The sequence below is a fragment of the Streptomyces sp. NBC_00207 genome, from assembly GCF_045160965.1.
GTDB lineage: Bacteria > Actinomycetota > Actinomycetes > Streptomycetales > Streptomycetaceae > Streptomyces.
On sequence record NZ_CP130715.1, the window covers coordinates 7,950,200 to 7,966,210 of the forward strand.

The 16,011-nt window shown below is 66.0% G+C and carries 14 protein-coding genes and 1 pseudogene; 4 read left to right on the forward strand and 11 right to left on the reverse strand.

The genetic code is table 11. The annotated features are described in order from the left end of the window. Positions 1–17: 17 nt before the first annotated feature. From OG472_RS36760 to OG472_RS36790, 7 genes and pseudogenes are all read right to left on the reverse strand, one after another. Positions 18–314 (reverse strand): hypothetical protein, encoded by a 297-nt coding sequence (locus OG472_RS36760; protein WP_405942546.1) that lies wholly within the window; start codon positions 312–314, stop codon positions 18–20. A gap of 35 nt (positions 315–349) precedes the next feature. Beyond that, the gene (locus tag OG472_RS36765; protein ID WP_405942547.1) at positions 350–769 is read right to left on the reverse strand and encodes a hypothetical protein; all 420 of its coding nucleotides are present in this window, start codon (positions 767–769) and stop codon (positions 350–352) included. Between the two features lie 606 nt (positions 770–1,375). After that, entirely contained in the window at positions 1,376–3,004 is a 1,629-nt protein-coding gene (locus tag OG472_RS36770; protein ID WP_405942548.1) for a hypothetical protein, read from the reverse strand. Between the two features lie 435 nt (positions 3,005–3,439). After that, a pseudogene (locus OG472_RS36775) lies at positions 3,440–3,880 on the reverse strand (transposase); the annotation flags it as partial. Between the two features lie 358 nt (positions 3,881–4,238). Continuing rightward, positions 4,239–5,015: a hypothetical protein gene (locus OG472_RS36780; protein WP_405833249.1), complete on the reverse strand. Its 777-nt coding sequence runs from the start codon at positions 5,013–5,015 to the stop codon at positions 4,239–4,241. Beyond that, positions 5,015–5,563 (reverse strand): hypothetical protein, encoded by a 549-nt coding sequence (locus OG472_RS36785; RefSeq protein WP_405833251.1) that lies wholly within the window; start codon positions 5,561–5,563, stop codon positions 5,015–5,017. The genes OG472_RS36780 and OG472_RS36785 overlap by 1 nt, the downstream gene beginning before the upstream one ends. A 796-nt stretch (positions 5,564–6,359) precedes the next feature. Beyond that, a complete protein-coding gene (locus tag OG472_RS36790; RefSeq protein WP_405833252.1) occupies positions 6,360–6,563 on the reverse strand; it encodes a transposase in 204 nt (67 codons plus the stop codon). A 383-nt stretch (positions 6,564–6,946) separates the two neighbouring features. Here OG472_RS36790 and OG472_RS36795 point away from each other — a divergent pair, with 383 nt between their 5' ends. From OG472_RS36795 to OG472_RS36810, 4 genes are read left to right on the forward strand one after another with little or no spacing between them, the layout of a single operon-like run. Next, on the forward strand, positions 6,947–7,717 hold the full coding sequence (locus OG472_RS36795; protein WP_405833254.1) for a hypothetical protein: 771 nt from the start codon (positions 6,947–6,949) through the stop codon (positions 7,715–7,717). Positions 7,718–7,734: 17 nt separating this feature from the next. After that, complete coding sequence (locus OG472_RS36800) at positions 7,735–8,256, forward strand: hypothetical protein (protein WP_405942549.1); 522 nt, start codon at positions 7,735–7,737, stop codon at positions 8,254–8,256. After that, positions 8,253–9,065: a hypothetical protein gene (locus tag OG472_RS36805; protein WP_405833257.1), complete on the forward strand. Its 813-nt coding sequence runs from the start codon at positions 8,253–8,255 to the stop codon at positions 9,063–9,065. The genes OG472_RS36800 and OG472_RS36805 overlap by 4 nt, the downstream gene beginning before the upstream one ends. Before the next feature lie 20 nt (positions 9,066–9,085). Then, positions 9,086–9,544 carry a hypothetical protein gene (locus OG472_RS36810; protein ID WP_405833259.1) on the forward strand — a complete coding sequence of 153 codons (459 nt, stop codon included), beginning with the start codon at positions 9,086–9,088 and terminating at the stop codon, positions 9,542–9,544. Positions 9,545–9,660: 116 nt separating this feature from the next. On the opposite strand, the gene OG472_RS36815 is transcribed toward OG472_RS36810, so the two are convergent. The 4 genes from OG472_RS36815 to OG472_RS36830 are packed head-to-tail and all read right to left on the reverse strand — an operon-like array spanning position 9,661 to position 15,528. Further along, the gene (locus tag OG472_RS36815; protein WP_405833261.1) at positions 9,661–10,077 is read right to left on the reverse strand and encodes a hypothetical protein; all 417 of its coding nucleotides are present in this window, start codon (positions 10,075–10,077) and stop codon (positions 9,661–9,663) included. Continuing rightward, a complete protein-coding gene (locus OG472_RS36820; protein ID WP_405833263.1) occupies positions 10,074–12,194 on the reverse strand; it encodes an integrase in 2,121 nt (706 codons plus the stop codon). Before OG472_RS36820 ends, OG472_RS36815 begins: the two co-directional genes overlap by 4 nt. After that, on the reverse strand, positions 12,191–13,924 hold the full coding sequence (locus OG472_RS36825; RefSeq protein WP_405942550.1) for a hypothetical protein: 1,734 nt from the start codon (positions 13,922–13,924) through the stop codon (positions 12,191–12,193). The genes OG472_RS36820 and OG472_RS36825 overlap by 4 nt, the downstream gene beginning before the upstream one ends. Further along, positions 13,921–15,528, reverse strand: coding sequence for a tyrosine-type recombinase/integrase (locus OG472_RS36830; RefSeq protein WP_405942551.1), 1,608 nt, complete (start codon positions 15,526–15,528; stop codon positions 13,921–13,923). The genes OG472_RS36825 and OG472_RS36830 overlap by 4 nt, the downstream gene beginning before the upstream one ends. Positions 15,529–16,011: the final 483 nt, after the last annotated feature.

The window sequence follows — 16,011 nt, forward strand, 5'->3', positions numbered from 1 at the left end:
TACGGGGGCGCGGTGACTCAGGGCTTGAGCTTGCCTGTGCGGATCTGCTCGATGCAGGCCGGGCAGTACGCCTTCAAGGAAGGCTTGACGCGTCCGCATCCCTTGCACGTCCCCGCTTTCGCACCACCTGTGCGGGCGACGGGGGCGACGGGGTCATTCCGCTGCCGCTGTCGCCCCTTGATGTACCTGTCTTCTATCTCCTTGATCGCTTCCGCGTCCGGGTCCGGAATCGGGCTGGCGAATCTGACGCCGCGGACCTGGCGGACGGGGGAGGCGATCCGGTTGTTGCGAGTGTGTCCGCGCTTGTCGGCCATGCGAGTCCTTTTCTGGTTGGGGTGCCGGCGGTGGGTTACATGAACTGGAACAGGCTGTGCCCTCGACGGACGCCGTACGCGGTCACGATGGAGAGTAGGAGCACGACCGCCACCACCACGTTGGTCACCGGGTCCGGCATGTTGAGTGCGTCGGCGACAACGGCGGCCACGGCGAACCCGACGGCGACCGCGAGCAGCCGGAGCCAGTCCCAGGACCGGACGGGCTCTAGGTCTGCCAGCTCGCTCTCGGGCAGGAGAGCGCCGAACCGCCCGGCGGCGTGGTTGTCGGCCACGATCAGGAGAAGCCGGGCCACATTGGGCAGGGCCTCGACGTGCCCTTCGCGGTCGATGTTCGCCTCGGCTCGGCGTAGGGCCGCGGCGACGAGGGCAGCGTGCCGACGGAGCGCCCGCCTGCGTGGCGAGATCCACGGCAAGGTGCCCGAGTTTTGGGCCATGGTCCGCAGCGACCTTTGAGCTTGGCGGCACGAAACGGCCACCTGGCGAAGGGCCCGAGGGCGCCGACTGCGGCCTGCCCGTCGTGCGTCTGCGCAGGCGTTCACGGCGTTGAGGCAGATTGAGGCGGCCTGGAATCGTTGCAGATTGCCCGTGAGGTGGGGTATCGCTCCTGCTGCCGCAGAGGTGATCGCCGTGGCGCCGATTGTCGTGTAGGTGAAGAACTCCAGCTGTCCAGTGGGTTGGTACCACCTTGTGAGAACCGGCGTGATCACCGCTGTGAGGATGAGGCCACCCACGACGGTCTGTGTGAACACAAGCACGGGGCGGATCACAGCAACTCGGCGCTGAACCAGGCGCACCCGGGGAGTCAGTAGATCACCGGGGCTCCCCAGCCGATCCAAGGAGTGGGCGAGCTGGGAAATCGCCTTGTCGCCTTGGCGGCGGGCCCACCGGGACCACCAGGTGCGGGGGCTTGTCACGTTCTTCTCCTCCGGGTTGTCCGTGAATGGGCGGTGCCGGCCGAGGAGGCCGGGCAGGCGCTCGGTTCGCTCGTAGCGGGTGCCATGTGGGGGCGGTCCCTCGTGGACCGCCCCCACAACGGCCGCTCAGAATAGGGCGACCTGCCCGGCGCAGGTCCAGCCGGACGCGTCGCCAGCCGCACGGCGCCGGGCACGCTGCACGCGGGCCTGGCCATGGACTGTGATCTCGGGGGCGCGCGGTGCGGGTACCTCTGCGGCCTCGAAGGTCTCCTCCTCGGCGGCCGGTTCGTAGGTGATCTCCTTGCCCTGGTCGGTCATGCGCTCGGTGGTGACCGGCTCGGGTGCGGGGGCGTGGGTGGCGAGGAGGTGCTCCTCGATGTCCTGCGGCGGCTCCCAGCCTTCGGGGGCCTTGGCGAACGGGCTGGTGATTCCCTCCGCGCGTCGGTACAGGGCGTCACGCGCTTCGCGGGCGTCCCGCTCGACGGTGTAGACGGCCCAGTTGGCCGCCCACTGCTCCCGCTCCTTCTTCCACTGCCGGTGCTGCACGGCGGACGCCTTCGCGCGGAGGAGGGCTTCCTCGCCTTCGAGGAGCGGGCGGAGCTCCTCGCCCTCCTGGCGCCGGACGCGTACGGCCGGAGTCGGCGCCTCGGCCGTCCACGCGTCCAGGGCTGCCGCCCCGTCGCCGGTCGGCTGCCACCGCTCGCCGTCCGTGGCCAGGTACCCGGCGGCGGCCAGGACCCGCACCCGGTGCGCGTTGACGCGGCGCTTGCCGTGCCGGGGCCCGGCCTCGGTGTCGTACAGCTCCCCGGACGCGGCCCAGGCGACCGCCTGCGCGTGCTCGGCCGTCCACCCGAGCGCCTTCGCCCGGCGCTCGCGCAGGTACCGCGCGGCCCAGTCCAGTTCAGTCTCCTGCTCCTGGTGCTCGTTCTCGAGGATGGTGCCGGCGCACCGCTCGGTCCCGCCGTGGACGTTCGGGTACTGCTCGGCGAGGTAGCGCTCCAGGCAGGGCAGCCACGGCACTCCGAGGAGCACGCCCATAACTGCGCAGCTCACGACGGGTGCCACGATGTCGGCGTACTGCTGGCACACGGACGAGCGTGATCCCTCGCCGGGCAGGGTGACGAGCCGGGCTATCTCGGAGAGCGTGAACCGGAACTCCGGGTCGTCCTGCTTGTACCAAGCGCGGATCTTCGACGTGATGCCGGGGACGACGCGGCCCATGACGAACCCGTTCCCGCCCCGGGTCTTGCGGTTGGCACGGGTGACGATCACGGTGTCCGCGTCCATGTGCAGAGCCTCGTGCGCCATGGTCCGGCCGGTGAGGGGGCTCTCCGTGTGGATGCGGCGGTAGTGGTACCGGGAGGCGAGCATGAACATGCGGCGGCGGTGTGAGGGAGACCCGAAGTCGGCGGCGTCGATGTGCGCCCACTGGACGGACTCCCAGCCCGCCGAATACAGCTCGGTCGAAAGGTTCTCCTGGACTTCCTCCGGCAGGGCGCCGGACTGCTCCAAGACGACCGTTTCCAGGGGTGCGCCGACCTTCCACAGGGCGAGCGCCCATATGACCGGCTCCAGCATCAGCCGGGCGGTGGGCGCGGTCATGGCGTCCGTGATCGCCCGGACCTCGGCCCACGTCTCCCCGGACGGGGGCCCGTAGTAGGGCGGGAAGTCGGGGTCGTAGTCGGGGTGGTCCTCGTCGTCCTCGCCGGTCTCGCCCCAGGCGTAATTGCCCGCCGCCCACGCGGCACGGTTCACGGCCTCCTCCAGGATCGCCAGGTTCTCCGGCAGGTGCCCGAGGCGCTTCCCCGCAAGGGTCCAGTCCGTGCACGGCGGTTCCCCGTCAAGTTCAGCGTGTTGAGTATTTTCCTCCCTGGGGCGGCGCTCGTTCAGGTGCTTTTCGTGAAGGGAGTTCTGCGGCTGTGATCGGAAATGAAGGTTCTCCTTGGGAAGATTGGACTCATTAGCCTCGATCTTTCATGGCGGGTCGTCGGATTCTTCGGCGGCCGGTTTTGGCTTGTCCGGGTAGTGATGGGCAGGGCGAAGGCCCGGTTGTCGCGTGGGGTGGACACCGGGTTCCACGGCTCCGGTCATGGGCGATTCTGCTCGTCGGGTCAGGTGATTGCTGCAGGTCAGCCGGGATTCGGATTCGGTAGACCGTCGACTTGCTGGATCGCGCTGGTGATCACTTCGGTCCAGGTCCACGGTCACCTGCCCGTCGGCGTCCGGTGCCGCAGGCCCGGCCAACTTCCAGACATATTCGCGCACTTCTGTCCGTGCTGCCCTGATCGCTGCCAGGGCCTTCGGGCCGGCCGCGGCGAGGGTGTCGATCAGCCGGGAGATCGTCGGATCGGACGCCACCGGCCCGAAGACGGCCGGCTCGGCCCGCAGCATGGCGATATCGGCCAGGCAGTCCCCGCCCAATGCGACCTCAAGGGCCACATCCAGCAAGATCTTCCCCGGATCGTGCACCGCTCTCGGCCGTCGCCACGGCGCCAGCGCCGCCGATATCGCCCGGTCCAGCCCGGTCTTGCGGACGGTCTCGACCAGCAGCACGCCCCCGGCCTGGGATACCATCGCCCGGCCGCCGCCCTCGATACGGACACGCGGATAGGACCCGATACGCTTCTTCACCTGGAAAGTGCCTCCGACAGGGGCGGGAACAAGGACCTCGATAATCCTAATTCTCGCTGGTCAGAGGCACTTTCTGCTTACGCGATCACCTGTCGGACGACAGCCCACGCGAAAGCGCGAGGTTTAATTCCAAGCCTGCCCACTTCCTCGCCTTCGCAGCTGTCGCCGCAACCCTCATATGTCACCGCGACTGACCAAATGAAATGGTGTCTAAAAAGGAAAATTCCATCAGCCTCAACTCGGACTGTCGCCGGGTTGAGGGATAGCCTTGCTCCCGGCTCGGAGCGCGCGCAAGCCTGCAACCACGACCACCCGGCTGCTGCGGTGAAATAACGAGGCCAGCGGACCCTGAGGAAACTCACATCAGACCGGCAATGACCCCATTCAAATAGATTATTGCCGGATAGGTGGCTACAAAGGACCAAAGAAATCCGTTCAGGCCCATTACTGCAGCGGTGCTCGCATGGAACAGAACTGCCACACCCAGCAAGGTGAACAAGGGCACGCGCGGCAGGAAGGGCGCCAGCACGAACAAACTCTCAAAAGTCATTGTCACCCAGGACGTGAACAGTGCCGCCCCCGGAACCCGCCGCACGGCCGCAGCCAGTCGACGAGCGCCGTAGGTGCGGGTGGAGAGTATTCCGCGAATCGCATCTCCGCTTCGCCAGCACGGGCTGATCAGCTTTGCTATTCCTGCCGCGCTGTAGGCCAGGCAGGCCTGGGCACCGATGAAGCAAAGACCGGCCTCGGGTACGCCGTCAGCGAAGCTCAACATCAAAGAGATCGCGTAGGCCGTGCCCATAATGGTGAGCATCTGGTCGGATCCATCTTCCCCGCTGTAGAGGAGTTGCCACCCGCTCATGATTGAGGCGATGGAGAAGGTGGACCAGGCCAGACCCATGGTCAGAAGAGTGTCGGAGCTCACGAGTAGCACTGCACCGGCCAGAAGGCGTGCGACAAGCAATGCGCAATGGATCTCTTTTGTCCTTCTGTGTGCACCGCTCAACGCGACTTGCGGATGATAAACGCCTCCCGGACTGAACTCCCGAAGCGCCACAAGTCTCTCTGCCGATCCGATGACCACACACACTCCGGCGATCCTGCTGCTCAGTACGTATGCGAATTCGAGGGTCATCAACGCGCGTTCTTTCCCGAAGGGAAACCATGGAACTCGCTCACGAAGATCACCGCCCGATCGGCTCCGACCCCGAACGACTTGTCACGTCCCACAATGAACTGCCTGGATACGGCGTTGGAAGGGCGGGGCATCTGCATCGCCAGACCGATCAGCGTCAGATATGCGGAGGACAGCATTATCGCTCGCAGGTCCCGACCGTCCCGTGAAAGAGAAGACTGCTGTGCGGTGAGTGAATCGATCGCGTCCCAAAGGACTTTGTTTCGAAACTTTTTCGGATTCCAGACAGCATGGCGAATGCGCCGGTCCTCCGTGATCGGCACAGAACGGATCTCCCCTGTGCTGCCGCCCGGCAACTTGTCTCTGTAGAGCAAGTGCATGTCATGCATGCCGGGCTGGGGCGCAAAGAACGTCCACAGCGGAATCAGGCCGAGGGCTCGCGCGCGGGGGAGACGATCGCCAACCTTGTCGGAGAACTGGGCGGCGACTGAAACGGATAACCAGGTGGTGAGCCAGAGACACCATGCAGCCGCCAGGAGGAATTCCATACGTCATCTCCGCGGACTCACCTGCTGGCCGGGCTTCTCGTGGCGGGCTGGTCGGCGAGGCGCCGCCTCAGCTCCAGCAGCTCGTCGACTGAGACATCGTCGGGAAGCCGACTCAAGGTCGCGTCGTCGACATCTAGTCGTTCTTTCGGGCGGCTCAGCCAGCATATCGTTGCCACACGGCCACAGCGGATGGCTCGCTTGATCCGTTCCCAGATTCCGGCGCTTCCGTCGGGTAGAAGGGCTCGCAGAGAAATCTGACCGCCTCTCTTTTCAAGAGCAGTCAGAAGTAGTTCGAAGGCAACCAAGTCGGTCGGAACCTGCTCTGTCTTGCCGTACAACACAAGTGTCCCTCCTCGGCCGATGCCAGACTTCCCGGCAAGTATCTGAGTGGTCACTCTCATCGTCACCCATCGAGCGGGGCCTCGCACCTCCGGTCAGGAACGCCGCCTCGCCGAGTCGCCGGTTCCAGGCGCTGCGGATCCCTTGGACTGGTGGGCGCCTCGTTGGCCTGCCTGTCAGGCACGACCGTGCCTTGGCCCGTTGCGAGTGTTGCGCTATCAACAAGAGCGAATAGGGCATAGGGGCTATCGAAGCATTGGTTCTGCTCGCCTGGTGACAGTGCACCCCAGCACCTGGCGTACGTAGGAGAGAGGTCACGGTCATCATGGGCCTGGCAAGCTCTGATCTCCTCGCCGAGGTGGAGGCGGCGCTGGAGTAAGGTGACCGGGAGGCGCTTTAAACGGGACATGGCGCCCCACGTCACCAGTCACGTGCGGCAGACCAGGACGCATCGCGTTCACGCAAAGACCCTGCCCTGGAGCCAGGCCGGCACCGGCAGCAGCGGCCGGATGGCCGCCCATTCCGCGTCCGCCATGTCCGACGGATACCGGCGCACCCGGTCCGGATGATCAGCCGCGTTGCCGTACACGTGCGCGAGGCAATAGCACGACCGAACAGCCGAGTTGAAATCGACGGGCGCGGGCGCGTACAACAGCGACAACTGGGTCTCCCGGCAGTGCTCGGATTGGTTCGCACCCCCGAGCTACCGAGAGGCCCTGCCTTCATGCGCGTGCAGCCGGAAGACCACCCGATCCAGATCCCATTTCGCCCCGCACGTTCCAAGACCGGTTGAGACACGGCTTGTCAATCAATCTGCGCACTCCCAGCCATGCGACTTCGACTGGGCGGAGGCGGGTCGTCCCCAGCGAGAGCGCATAGTGCATCTCGGCTAAACTTGCCTTATCGGCTTTGCTCGCTCGGGGATGGTGCACCCAGCACCTGGTGTAGGCACGAGAGAGGGCGGCAGCGATGACAGCACGTGGAGTCCCCGTTCCTAGCGGTGAGACACTTCAGCGGATTGCCGAGGACCGAGCAACGCGGTTGGTGACGACTCGGCAGGTTCCGTTCTTCGAAATAAGTGGTCAGGCCACCGAGCTGTGCCCCGTGGGTACCGTCACGGTCGTCATGGGCTTGGCCAGTTCTACTCTTCTCGCCGAGGTAGAGGAGGCTCTGGAACAAGGCGACTTGGGGGCGCTGAACGAATCGATCCGGGCGGCCCGCGAGCATCCGCGGGTTGCAGGCCGTCTCGAGGCAGGGCCGGGGCTTCTGCCGGAGTCCCAAGCACTCGAGTACGCCCTGCAGGCACCCTCCTACGCCGATGTGCGTTATCTCGGCCGCACGCTGCTCAGCAACATCTTCCCGACCTCTTCTATCGACTTCGCTCGCTTCTTCATGCCTTACGCAGGAGGCCCGCTCGAAGCATCAGATTTTCAGGCCGCTCATCACCTGAAGGAAGCTGACTCGGAACCCTTTGAGGTTCTCGTCGTGGCGCACCCGCCCACGTTGTCGGCCGAACAGAAAGCTCTCGTTCGACGGCTGCCGCTAGAGCAACGGGAGATGCAGATTGCGCCAGGAGATACGCTGATAGCCACGCCCGCTGCCCTTGCGGCAACCGTCACCGCCGGCTTGGTGGGCGCAGCCGCCGGGTACGCCCTCGGACGTGCGCTGCAGCATGTCCTAATGGAGGTATTCCAGGAGATCGAACAGCGTGAGCTCACGCGACAGGCATTGAGTAGTAGGCTGGGCAACATCTCACCCGCCGCCTCGGTGCAAGAGCTGGTCGCTGCAAAGAGAGAGGCCTTGGCAGACCTATGAGCACTCCCATCCTATGGGTGCTCGGCGGCCTGTTTGTTGTCTGGGTAGCCCTCACGATTGCCTTTCAGTTCCGTCGCCTACAGGCGCCCATACGGATTCGCGACCCCCTTTTCATGCTCCCCAGCTGGTCATTCTTCGCGCCGGTTCCCAACACCAGCGACTTCATGTTCTTCGTTCGCTACGACTATGCCGGAGTGATGACCCCTTGGCAGGGGCCTCATCTCCCCTCCCACCGTAGTGTGTCCTTTCTGTGGGATCCTGGCCGCCGGCAGCGCAAGATCGTCGTAGACCTGAGCCAGAGCATCGCGGAGTCGACAAAGGGCGATGACGCGATGTCGCTGATTCATTTCAGCACTTGCTATTTGCAGTTGCTGAAGGTCGCGAGTAACCAACCGGAGGCGCTTTTTGCCACGGGCGTGCAGGTGGCGATTGCCGTACGGCCCAGCGGGGCGCAGGACTACGAGCTCTTCTTTGAGTCACATGTCCACAAACTTGACACAGGGTTGCTCACTCCTGCCATCCGAGGTGACCAGGAATGACCCTTGAAACGGCTCTGCGGCTGTCAGGAGCTCTGGTTGCGGCAAGCTCACTCTTCGTCAGCATCGAATACGTCGTGCTGGCCCGAACTGGATTCTTCGCCCCCAGCGGACTTCTAGACTGGCAGGTCCTGTCAACCTCCCACCGGTGGACATCGTCCGGTCGGCTTTCCGTAGCACTGAGGTCAGTGTTCACTCATAGGTATTTCTTGGCATTACTGATGCTGCAGGCCGCCTGTTCCGTGGCGATCGGCCTGGGAGTGCTCCTGGGAATATTCGTCCTTGCGGGCATCGGATGCCTCGGGTGGTACTGCATCGGGGTGTTGTGCGCGGTTCGCCATCCTTTCGGACGTGACGGCGCGGATGAGATGCTACTTCTTTTGATAGTGGGGCTGACCGTGGCCTTCCTGGTGCCGTCGCAACCGGCGAAAGTCATCGCGGTGCTTTTTGTGTGCGCTCAGCTGACGCTGTCGTACTTCGTCGCCGGACTATCAAAGCTCCGGTCCAGAGCGTGGATGCGGGAGGGAGTTCTCGGCGGCATCCTCTGTACTGAGGCATACGGTCGCATACCTCAGTTGGGCCGCTGGATGCGCAGCCACCGGCGCCTCGACCACGCAGGCGGTCTCGTGGTCGTTGCGCTCGAGGTCGCCTATCCGGCAGTCCTGGTACTGCCACCGCTCTATGCATCGGCGTGGCTGCTAGCCATGCTCGGATTCCATTTCGCCACAGCCATAGTCATGGGCTTGAATACCTTCCTCTTCGTATTCCCCGGCGCCCTGATGCTGATGTACTGGCTTGTCGTTGCCCACTGAGCGATCCAGAGGTGGAGATTATGAGTAAGGCATTGAAAATGCCTGAAGTATACACGAGCCTTGCCCGCTGGGATCTTGAGCGACAGGTGGATCGAATACACTCCGAAAACGTCAGTGATACTCATTCCTATCAGGGTATAACCACACTGAAGCTGTCCGGCCCCGGTCTTTTGCTGGGCGTGAGTACCATGATTGAGGATGAGGACATTGAGTACACATTCGACGGGCAGTGCTCTGTCAACCTTGGCGATCCCCTTCTCCTTTCCTCTAAATCGGAAGGTTCCGTGGAGCTGCTGAGTTCGGTCTCTGACCTAGTCGGTCAAAAGTTTAAGTTCGTGGCCGTCTTCGGAACCCTGGCCAGCCACGTGCAATGGAATTCAGAGAATGATGACGGGCCGCTCGGAACGATTGTCGGGGATCCCGTATTCCTAATAGGCGGTGCGGTCGTTCTAGGTGTAGGAGTTGTCTCCCGTTCATAAGTGGAAACAGTCCGCCAAATGCATCGACCGCAGTCAGACGCCAAGGTCGTCCGACTGGTCAGACCATCGGGGCAGCCGATAGCAATTACGGCTGCCCCGATAGTTCCCAAGGCTGGTTAGCCGGTGGGCTGGGGCTGCGTCGGAAGGACCCGGACCCGACTGTCGGGAGTGGCGAGTTCGGTCCGCAGCTGCCGGTTTTCCACTGTGAGCTGGTGCACGATGCGGACGAGTGCCTCGCGGTCCGTCTGGAGCTGGGAGATCTCGGCTTTGTCGTTGGCTCGGAGCTCTTTGAGCTTGACGATCTGCTGCCGTAGGCGCATCTCGCTGTCCGGCGTCTGACCGCGCTCCCGGACCTTGTCGTAGAACTCGTTCTTCAGGTCCACGTGGCGCTGGGTGAGCGCGTTGCGCGGGAGCTGGGCCTCCTGGGCCAGAGCAACGATCGTCAGGGCCCCGTTGGAGTGTTCGGGGGTCCCAGCCAGGATGCGGTCCATGGCGGCGCGGATGCGGTCGCGTTCGTTGAGGGCGGGGGTCATGGGGTGCTCTCCAACGGGGTGATGCGGGTGCGGTCGTGTTCGTCGGCGATTGTGCGGAGCCTGTCGGCGTTGTGGCGCAGGCGGTCGCCGATGGGGTCGGGCAGGCGGCCGGCCCGTTTCTCCAGGACGGCGGCCCGCTGACGAAGCTGTTCGGCGTGGTGGTCGGTCCGCGCGATGTTCGCGCAGGAGCTGACGCAGCGGTCCAGGCTGGGGCTGGTGTTGTCGGTGTCGCGGTGACACAGCGCGCGGTCTCGGTTGTAGACACACATCAACAGCGTGTTGGGGTTGTCGTAGACGGCGAGGTCGGCGTTGCTGAGGATCTTGCGGGCCGTGCGGGCGGTGATGGGCGTGCCCTGGAACTGCGGGGCGGTGGCGGCAGCGTTGATCGCGCGGCGGGCCGCCGGACCGGAGATGCCGAGTCCGTGGTCCAGGTCATCCTGCAGGTCGGTGATGGTGTCGATGGTGGCGCGGGCGGTCTCGACGTCGAGCAATTTGTGGATGCCGTCACGGCTGCGGGAGGCATATCCGCCCGAGACGGCGGTTCGTAGATGGCCGTACTGAATGGCCAGGGCCACCAGTCCGCCCGGCCGGCGGGCGATATGCCAGGCCAGGGATCTGCGGAAACGCTCGGTGCCAATGCTGCCGTGCTGGTCGGGCGGGATGACTTCATGGCCCCGGCCCAGGGCGGTGGCTTCCTCATTCGCCCAGGCCACGAAGTCCTCGATGCGGTCCACCAGGGTGGAGACACGCAGAGATCCGTTGCCCTTCTGCATCTTGCCCTTGCCCAAGTAGTGGGCACGATGGTCGAACAGCAGGGCGTCGTCGGCGACGATACGTTCCAGGACACGGACGGCGTGGACGACCGGGGCGATGGCCACCCAGGGTGCCTCCCGCAGGACCCCCGCCGACAGATGATTGCCGTCTTCATCGCGGGCGGTCTTGTAGACGTGGCCGTAGATCATGTGCTGGGGCAGCCCGCCGTTCTCATCCGGTTCGGGGTCGGGGCAGCAGCCGCTCCGCAGCCCCAGGACCTCGCCGGGCCGCATGCCGGTGAGGTAGGCGATGACGACGAAGCACGCCGTCGTCAGGTGTCGCAGCAGGTCGAGGGCTTCAGCGAAGTCGATGGCCTCACGCCATGGCCGCCCGCCGATCGTGCCCATGACGGGACTCTGTAGGGGGCTGGGGCCCGGCTGCCGGCTCACGGCCTGCCTCCACGTGGTCCCGGCGCGCTTGGAGACCTGGTCGATGGAGGCGCCGGTGACACCCGCGACGTACTGCACGTTCAGGCACCGGCGACCGGCGTGCATGCGAGTGGGCAGCGGGCGGCCGGCGGCGAGGAGCCCGTCGACGTACGAATACAACGCGGCCAGGGAGGCGGGGGTGCCGACGTTGCTGTTTGCCGCGGCGCTGAGCTGGCGGCGCTCGGCGGCCGCAGTCAGGATGTCCTCGGCGTAGTCATCGACCATCCGGATCGCCCAGACCAACAACGGCCCCATCGTCTCGGGGGCAAGTTCCTCGGTGAGGTTCTCCCCGCCCTGGGTGCTTGTCGCGGGCGGCAGGTAGTCATCGACGCCGTGGATGTCCCAGGGTGGTCTGCCGACGCCCAGGGGGTTGGGGCCAAGGCCGTCGAACACCCACAGCCGGGTCAGCGCGATGAGCGCCTTGTGCACGGTGTTGCGGGCGGTTCCGTTTTCCAGCAGGAAACTCCCGTACCTATCCAGTGTCTTGCTGTCGCACGAGCGCAGCGACCCCAGGCCCTGTGCGTGCATCCAGATGGCCAGCCGCCTCCAGTTCCACGCGGTCTGGTAGACGATGGGCGCGCTGGTACGAGTCCGCCAGGACGCCGGGCGCTCGCGCAGGAAGCTCGTCGTGAGCTCGCCGTTGATGAGCACCCAGGCGACCAGGCGGAACTCTTCCCGCAGGCCGGCAGGAAAGGCATCCCAGTAGATCGCCCCGACATCCGCGCTGGGGTTGCCGTTCATCGGTGCCATCGGCCAGACGCGGTCGCCGTAGCGGACAACGGGGCCCGTGTAGCCCTCGGCGATCAGACGCGGGGCGAAGACGGAGGTGTCCGGGCCGGGCAGGGAGCCCCGGCCCGCATCGATAGCAAGACTCACGCGGATAGCCCTCCAGTCAGCAGGTCGTCGATCAGGTCCCGGTCGTCATCGGTCACCTCGGTCAGCGCCTTGGTCCAGGCAGCGGGGCCAAGGAGTCTGCTCAAGTGCTCCAGCCGGGCATGGGTCTCCCCCCAGTCGGCCTGCCACAGCGTCGAGTTCATCGCGCTGCGCAGGTACGTCAGCGCATGGTGCAGGTGAGCCAGGCGGGAGTGGTGTCCGGGGTGGATACGCGCGTTGGTGCAGCCCAGACACGCCAGGAACGATGCCCCGCAACGGCCGTCCGGGCCGGGAAAGAGGCCGCCCTCGAAGTCCCGGCAGTCGGCGGTCGCCGTCGAAACGTCACCCGCTACCGGTGCATCACGCAGTTCGGCCGCCAGCACCACCTGCTCGGCCTGTCGGCGGGCGGCTTCGGCGGCCGCCGCGATCACCGGGGCGGCCGCCTCCCGGGCCCGCGCGTCGGGCATGATGTAGGTGGTGTCGTGGGTGCCCTGGCTGTTCTGGCCCGGCTCACGACGCTCGACCACGTTCACCGTCCGCCGGCCGCGCCGAAACGGCGAGCCGACCGCAACTCCCGCCAGCTGGCCCCAGTCGGCCGCGCTGTTCTCGCCGATACCCAGGCGGAACCAGGCGCCCACGCCAGTACCGCGTCTCGGCGTGCCCGTGCGCCAGATGATCAGGCGGTTCGTGCCCGGGGCCATCGCCTCCACAGCTTCGCGGGCGAAGCGAGTGGCCGCCAGGGCCTGTGTGATCAGCCGCCCCGGCGAACCGGATCCGAGATCGGTGACGTTGCGGGTCTCGTGGTGCTGCCCGCTGCCGCGCTTGCGTTTGACGAGTTCGAGGCGGTAGGTCGGATGCCCATCCGGTCCGCTGTCCGGGCTCGCGCGCGGAAGCGAAAGGGTGTGAATGACGGAGAGGTTCAGCCCGAACTCCGTCATCAGCAGTACCCCCAAGGACGTCGCCTCCAAGCGCGTCAAATACAACCGCTGCCAGGTGTGCTGCTTGCTCCCACCCCCCAGGGCCCGGGCATACCGCGGAACGACACTGAGTTCCCCTCGCCCACGCGGGCGGCACGGCACGTGGCCGGTGCGCGCGAGGCAGTCCAGCGCCTCTCCGATCAGCCAGTCGCGGCCGCCCTCCGAGAAGGCGCCCGCCCGCCACTGCTCGAGATGACGTGCGTTGTCCTCGATCCGCATCAACGCGCTGCGGAAGACGCGGCGAGCCGCCGACTTGATCTGGTCGAACTCGGCATTGGTGTACGAAGTCTCCTGGGCACGGGGCTTGGGTATCCGCCTACCCATCGCCTCGGCCACCTCGCCCACCACCCGCGGGTCATCGATCAACAACGCGCCCACGCGTGTCACCTGGTGATAGCCGCCGACCCGGGTGGTGCGGCTGAGTTTCCAGGCACTCCAGACTGCCGTAGTGATCGCGTCCACGTCGTGTGGCGACTCCGGCAGTGCCGCCAGCCAGACCGCGAACACCCGCAGCATCTCCCACATGTTCGTGCTGGTTTCGACCGACTCCCAGCGCCGGGGCCGGCAACGCGCGGCGAACAGCGAGGCCAGCGAACGCTGCATCGCCTCGGTGACCGGCAGGGCGGAGAAGTCGTAGGACCGCACCGATCCATCCCGCAGGTCGCGGTGTTCAACGACCAGGCCGCCGCCATCCAGCGCGTCGGGACGGTGGTGCACGGTCTGCGGCAGGGACGCCCTGCGTCCGCGGCGGCTCATCCGGCGTGTCCTTTCCTCGTCACTTCCATCCGGGCGTCGATATCCTGGATGCCTTCGGTCTCCCGAGCCACCCGGGCGAACAGGTCGTCCAGAGACCCCGCCGATTCCACCCCGTCACCGCCCAGCAGCGGAGCGGTCTCCAGCAGGGACCGCAGCTGCAGATCCGCCACAGGCGCCAGATAAATCGCCCTCGTGGTCTCCAGGTCCGCGTGGCCCAGCAGGTCCTGCACCATCCGCCACGGATCCCCGTAGAGCAGGCGGAAGTCCCGCCGTTCTTCAGGTGTCAGTCCGAACTTGCGGTCCATCAAGTAGTGCAGGACCACGAGCATGTAGAGGGCAAAGGAGTGACGCGCGCTATGCGGGGTGGCCTGCGGTGCGACGCTGCGGTAAGGGTCCAATCCTGGGGGTGCGGGCGCAGGATCAAGCACCGCGCGGCACCGCTCGTTGGCCGAGCGGAACACGTTCTCCCAGGAAGAGACCCGAAACGGCAGGCCCTGCTCGTTCAGCCACAACCACAGCGGCTCCGGCCCCTGGGGACCCTCCGTGTAGAGCGTCATGCGCTCGGCCACGGTTAGGTCGGCCAGGGCCTTCTTGCCCACGACCCCGTTGCGGTCGCACCAGTGGACCTGGCGCTTGGTGCCGGTGGTCACCTGGGTGACCAGGCGCATGTCCACCACGGCGTCGTACCGGCCAGCCGCTTGCGCCTTGCGGACCGCCTCCGCGCGCAGTCCCTGCTGGTATGCCTCGACCCCACCCAGGACGTGAACCGCGACGTAGAACGTGCGTGACTTCTTCGACCGGGTCACCGCAGCGGCGATCCGCCCGACGTAGTAGCGGCCACCCCGCAACCGGATCGACGGGACCTCGAAGGTCAGCAGCGAACCGCCCTCGCTCAGCCGCATGCCCGAGGAGTGGAGCAGGTCGGCAAAGGCAGCATTACGGTCCTCCAGCCGCCCGGCCCATGTCGGAACCGGCACCCCGCCGGCGCCATGCCCGCGCATCCCCACATCTACCCAGCGGCGCCAGGCGCGTGGAGTCAGCCACCTCACATCGCTCCGCTTGGCGTCCTTCGCCTTCCCCGCCGGCACGCGGATCACCGTGCCGTCACGGCCGAGGATCTCCTTCATCGCCACCGGGTTCTGCGAGATGAGTTCCCGGCCCTCCGCCCAGGCGTAGAGCCCTGCCAGCGCGGTCAGTTCGCGGTCCCACTTCGCTCCGCTGACACGGTTCGCATTCTCCGGGGCGAAGCGACGCCAGTCCTCGTAGTCGTCCACGTCCTCCGCGACGGCCTGCGTCCACACATGCCCGCGTGCCCACAGGAAGTTCAGGAACAGGCAGATGTCGATGGCGTAGTTCCGCTTCGTCTCCGCGGTGTACCGACGAAACCGCCGTGTACGGAGGTAGAGGCAGAGCAACTCGTCCACTCGATAGTCCGGGGCAAGCAGGATCGGATCGCCGGGGTTGATGCCCGCTTGCTTCTCCGCCTCGGCCAGGTCCTCCCAGCCCTCTACCAGCGTGGGACGAACTCCACCCGGACCCGCACCCGCCGGGACCCAAAACACACGCCAGCCAGCCACCAGCAGACCCTCCCCGAGCTCCTTCAACACGCTCATTCAACAGGGAGGGCGGCGAGGCTATGAGGATGGCCGTGTACCGGAACACGGGGTGTTCGGGGTCCAACAGGGTGATGTCCGCGCAGACGGCCGTGCAGCCCGCAGCGCGGGAGGTGGCCACCGCGTCGGCGCTCTTGTCGATGCACAGCATGTCTACGTTGGCGCCGAGGATCTTGCGCAGGCCCACGCACCAGCCGCCGCACCCGCAGAACAGGTTCACCGCACGCGGGGCGTCGCCTAGCTCGGGGGCGAACAGCCAGCGGACCGGGCCGGGTCCGGCGAGCCGCTCCAGGTCGGCGAGGTCGGCCGGGGCGGTGAAGTCGGAGAGCCGCTTCCCCTCCAGGTCGGCGTACGTGAGCGAGGGCCGGGCGAACGTGGCGGGGATCTCCGCCGGTTCGGTGCCGGCGCACCGCTCCTCGTCTGCCTGCGCGGCGAGCGGCACCCATGCCTGCATCCGGGACTTGCTCGGCCGGT